4 protein-coding genes are annotated in these 4,623 nt (G+C 68.4%); 1 reads left to right on the top strand and 3 read right to left on the bottom strand.

Annotated elements, in window-relative coordinates:
* From GA0115240_RS36135 to GA0115240_RS13115, 3 genes are all read right to left on the bottom strand, one after another.
* Positions 1-217: hypothetical protein (locus GA0115240_RS36135; RefSeq protein WP_141708822.1), on the bottom strand; the 217-nt coding region annotated here is incomplete at its 3' end.
* A 189-nt stretch (positions 218-406) separates the two neighbouring features.
* Positions 407-2,359, bottom strand: coding sequence for an RICIN domain-containing protein (locus GA0115240_RS13110; RefSeq protein ID WP_093736858.1), 1,953 nt, complete (start codon positions 2,357-2,359; stop codon positions 407-409).
* 142 nt (positions 2,360-2,501) lie between these two features.
* A complete protein-coding gene (locus tag GA0115240_RS13115; protein WP_093736859.1) occupies positions 2,502-3,620 on the bottom strand; it encodes an SGNH/GDSL hydrolase family protein in 1,119 nt (372 codons plus the stop codon).
* A 792-nt stretch (positions 3,621-4,412) separates the two neighbouring features.
* Here GA0115240_RS13115 and GA0115240_RS13120 point away from each other — a divergent pair.
* Positions 4,413-4,623 (top strand): hypothetical protein (locus GA0115240_RS13120; RefSeq protein ID WP_141708823.1); only part of this gene is annotated, 211 nt, incomplete at its 3' end.

The following is a 4,623-nucleotide window of genomic DNA, read 5'->3' on the forward strand; positions in this document are numbered from 1 at the left end:
GTTTCTGCTGGGCGGCGGGATAGTCGTTCAGCAGGCGGGAGTTGCCGCCGCCGCCGCTGATCGCTCCGATCCCGTCGAACGTCCGGCCGCTTTGGCCGCCGTCCACACTGATCGACGTTTCGGGATCGGCGTGGGCCGTTGTCGTGCTCGCGGTCAGCAGCGCGGCGAGCAGCGCCAGCACCCACAGCGACGTGAGTCTCCACACGCGAGTCAGCACTCGGGGCATGGTTGACACCCTTCTTTGGAGGAGGATGGCGCTCAGTGTGTCGATCTGTTAGTTATCCGGTCAATATCAAGAATAAAAAAACATAAGCGAACAGCATCCGGTCTCTTCGATGTTCCGGGTACGGCGGACAGCCGCCCGACCCCCATGGGTCCGGGCGGCTCTCCGAAGGCTCTCAGCCGATCACGAGCCGGGCAGTGACCAGATCTGAGCGGCTGTTCCGTTGCAGTCCCACAGCTCCAGTTGGGTGCCGTCGGTGGTGGTGGCGCCGGGGTCGTCGACGCAGCGGCCGGAGGCGGGGTTGCGGTAGCCGCCGTTGTAGGGCTGCCAGGTCTGGTTGCCGCCGCCGGTGCAGTCCCAGATCTCCAGCAGCGTGCCGTTGGCCGTGCCGCCCGCGGTGGCGTCCAGGCACTTGCCGGAGATGCGCAGGGTGTTGTCCGGTGCCAGGGACCAGGACTGGTTGGCGCCGCCGTTGCACGACCACAGCTCGGCCTTGGCGCCGTTCGCCGGGTTGCCCCCGGTCAGGTCGAGACACTTGCCGGCCACGCCCGACCGCACCGGGCCGGTGCCGGCGGACCGTGCGGCGCCGGTCGAGCGGGAGGTGAGGGTAAAGCGCTGGTTGCTGCCGTCGGTGGGATTCCACTGCTCGTACTGGGTGCCGGACGCGGTGCTTCCGGCGGGGTCGTCGAGGGCGAACTGGCTGTTGCGGTTGTAGAAGGACCAGGTACCGTCGGCGTTGCGGACCGGCTTCCACTGGTCGTTGCCCTGGGCGGTGCTGCCGGCCGGCCACTGCACGGCCAGGCCGCCCGGCTTGCCTGAAGCCGCGCTGATGTTGACCAGCTGACCGCTGTGGGTGTTCTTGATCTCGTAGTAGCCGTTGCTCTCCGGGACGAAAGACCAGGACGTACTGCCGTCTGTGGTGTCCGTGCCTTGCACGATCGGGGCGGAGTTGGCGGTGGAGCTGTTCTGCACGGCCAGGGACAGGCCGCTGGTGGCGTTCTTGATCTGGTAATCACCCGAGAACGGTGACGCGGCCGTGTTCGGCAGGACCTGGAACAGGGCGACCATGCCGTTCATCTCGAAGGCGTCGGGGTTGGCGTCGTTGGTGGGCTTGGTCCAATCGTTCCAGGTGAGGTTTGCGCTGTTGCGCTCGCTCCACGCCTGGGCGGCGTTGGAGTTCATGTAGGCGCTGTAGCGGCCGCAGAGATTCGCGTCGGTGCAGAAGTCGCTCATGCCCTTGAACAGCCAGTACTGGTAAGAGCTGCCGCGCGTCCCGTTGTTGGCCACGATGGGCACGTTGTTCATGAAGTGGTCGGCGGTGCGCTGGGCGTCGTCCCGGTACGAGGTGTCGCCGGTGGCCCGGTACAGGTCGTCCGCCGCCTCGATCCAGGACCCGGCGTTGTACGCGTTGTCCGAGGTCTGCACGGTGGTGGAGCCGCTTTTGCCGTTGGGGAAGGCGACGCACTCGTTGACGACGCCGCTGGAGGTGTTGACGACGTGGCCGCGCATCCAGGCGTAGATCTGCTCGGCCTTGGTCAGGTAGGTGCCGTCGCCGGTGATCTCGTACAGGCCGACCCCGGTGCTGATCATGGGGTCGTTGCTCAGGGCGCACTTGCTGTAGTCGGTGTCGTTCTCCCAGATTCCGCCGCCGCCGTCGCCGGTCCAGCCGCGGTTGAAGGTGGAGTTCCACTGGTCGGCCGCGGTGGTGAGCCAGCTGGTGTTGCCGGTGGCCTTGTAGCCTTCCAGGGTTGCGGTGATCATCCAGGCGATGTCGTCGTTCCAGCCGTCCCAGGAGGTCCAGTTGGTGCCTTCCTTGTTCAGGAAGGTGCTCACCAGGTCGCTGACCCGCTGCCGGTCGGTGGGGGTGCGGGTGCGCTGGTACACGTCGTCGGCGACCAGGATGTCCAGGGCGCCGATCCAGGTGCCCGCCCGTTCGGTGCCCTTGCTCTTGAGCTCATCGGTGTAGTAGGTGCCGGTGTTGCCGCCGGTCACCAGGAAGTTGTCGTTCCAGCTCTGGAAGACGCTGTCCGGTGAGGGCAGGGTGGCGGCGTGCGCGCTGGGTGCGCCGGTGAGCATGCTCGCGGCGGCCAGCATGACCGTCGCGCTCGCTGCGGCGAGGCAGGGGAGTCGTCTCATCGTTCGCAGAACCGTTCTGTCGGTGGTGCATGGGGGGAGGGCCGGCCGCCGGGGCCGCAAGGGGGCGCCTTGCGGCCGCGACACCCGGGTGCGTGTCCGGAGCCGGCGCGGGAGTGCCGTGCAGGGACCGGGTGGGGATGTGTCAGGAGACCGGGAGGGTGGTCCACTGCTGGTTGGCGCCGCCGTTGCAGTCCCACAGCTCGAGTTGGGTGCCGTCGGTGGTGGAGGAGGCGGGGTCGTCGAGGCAGCGGCCGGAGGCGGGGTTGCGGTAGCCGCCGTTGTAGGGCTGCCAGGTCTGGTTGCCGCCGCCGTTGCAGTCCCAGATCTCGACGGGGGTGCCGTTGGCGGTGTCGCCGGCGGTGGCGTCCAGGCACTTGCCCAGTGCGCGGAGCGTGCCGTCGCTGCGGGCGGACCACAGTTGGGCGGCGGTGTTGTTGCAGCCCCAGACCTGCACCTTCGTGCCGTTGGCGCTGCTGCCGGTGTTGACGTCCAGGCACTTGCCGGAGATCCCGGACTTCACCGGTGCGCCCAGCGCCGCGGGGGCGTTGATCCAGCCGGCGGCGTCGGCGGCCTGCACGCCGGCGTTGAAGGCGTCGGCCATCTTGCTGTAGCCGTTGTCGTTCGGGTGCAGGGCGTCCGACAGGTCCGACGGGGTCAGCGCGCTCATGTCGACCAGGCGGACGTGCTTGCCGGCGGCCTGCTTGGCCTGGACGATGCCGGGGAGTTTGGCGTTGAAGTCCGCCCGGTACTGCTCCTCGGTCGTGGCGGTGGAGACGATCAGGGTGCCGACCAGGACGGTGGCGTCGGGGGCGTCGTTGGTGATCTGGTCGATCAGCGCGGACAGGCGGTCGGTGGCCGTGGTGGGCTGGTAGTTGCCGTTGAGGTCGTTGGTTCCGATCTCCAGCGTCACAACGTTGGGCCGGTAGGTGGCCAGCACCGAGTCGGCGATGCCGGCGATCTGGTCGATCCGCCAGCCGGAGTGGCCTTCGTTGTCCGGGTCGGACATCGGGCCGTTGCGGCCGGAGCCCACGAAGTCCAGCGCATGGCCCTCGGCGGCCAGTTCGTTCCACAGGAAGCCGCGGTAGCTGTTGCCGGAGGGGCTGCCGACGCCCCAGGTGATCGAGTCGCCCAGCGGCATCAGCCGGAGCGAGGCAGGCTGCGCGGCGGTCGGAGCGGCGGCGGCCGCGACAGCGGGCCCAGCTGCGCCCAGACCGGCCGCCGCCAAGACCGCGGCGACCAGCGGTGCCGCGTATTTCTTCATCACAGTGCCGTTCATCGGTGTTCCTCACTGGTGGGGGACAGTGGCGAGGAGTAGGAAGCGCCGACGCGACAACGTTGTCTAGCAGTCGCCGAGCGGCGCCCTCGACTCCCCGGCGAAGCCGCGACGATGAGCGGAGGCACAACGGCGGGACGGGCGGGTAAGGCGCGCAGGACGATGCGCACGCCTCTCATCATGGCGTCTCCTTGTCGGACGGCGGCAGGGGCCGCGGCCGAGGCTGAACGCCCGATAGCAAAGGCCCCGTGTGCGCACCGTGTCAACACAAACGACAAAAATGACACACGCGATCCCACGTCGGGTGAGCGGTAAAGGATCACAAATGTAGGAACCTGGGCGTTCCTATCTCTGGTCCAGGGGAGGGTCGCCCTGCCGATCGCTGCTGACAGAACCGCTGTTCAGGGCGTGTTGAGCGCAGGGTCACGAACAGCGCGGCCCTCGCCCGAAGGTGCGGGAGGGCTGTGGGTGCGAGCCGGGGTGTGAGATCCGGCTTCGCCCGGGTGCGCGGCCGGGGTGCGCGGTCCCGGTGCTGGTACCGACTCGCGCTTGTGGCGGTTGGGCGCGCCCGGGCGGCGGCGGACCGGCATCTCGACATCGCGGTAGCTCTGAGGAGGCCTTGTGCGGTCGTGGCGCTCGCGCTGGTCGAGCGGCATTCCCGGGACGCGGAGTAACCGCAACTCCGTTGTCTGGTTTCGTTTTTGTTTGCAGCGGGGTTGACCGCCAACTCAACACGACCGCACACTGTGCGCCAATCCCCCCGACTGGAAGGTGTCAGTGATGACCCGACTCAGGCGACTGGCCCCTTTGTGGGTGCTGGCGCTGCTCGCTGCTGTCCTGGCGGTCAGCAGCTTCCCGGCCCAGGCGGCGACGACCTCCATCACGGTGGACGGTTCGCAGGGCGGCCGGACGTTCGACGGGATCGGAGCGATCAGTGGCGGCGGCGGCAACTCGCGGCTGCTGCGGGACTATCCGGCCGCCCAGCAGTCCC

This window comes from Streptomyces sp. DvalAA-14 (assembly GCF_900091855.1).
Taxonomy (GTDB): domain Bacteria; phylum Actinomycetota; class Actinomycetes; order Streptomycetales; family Streptomycetaceae; genus Actinacidiphila.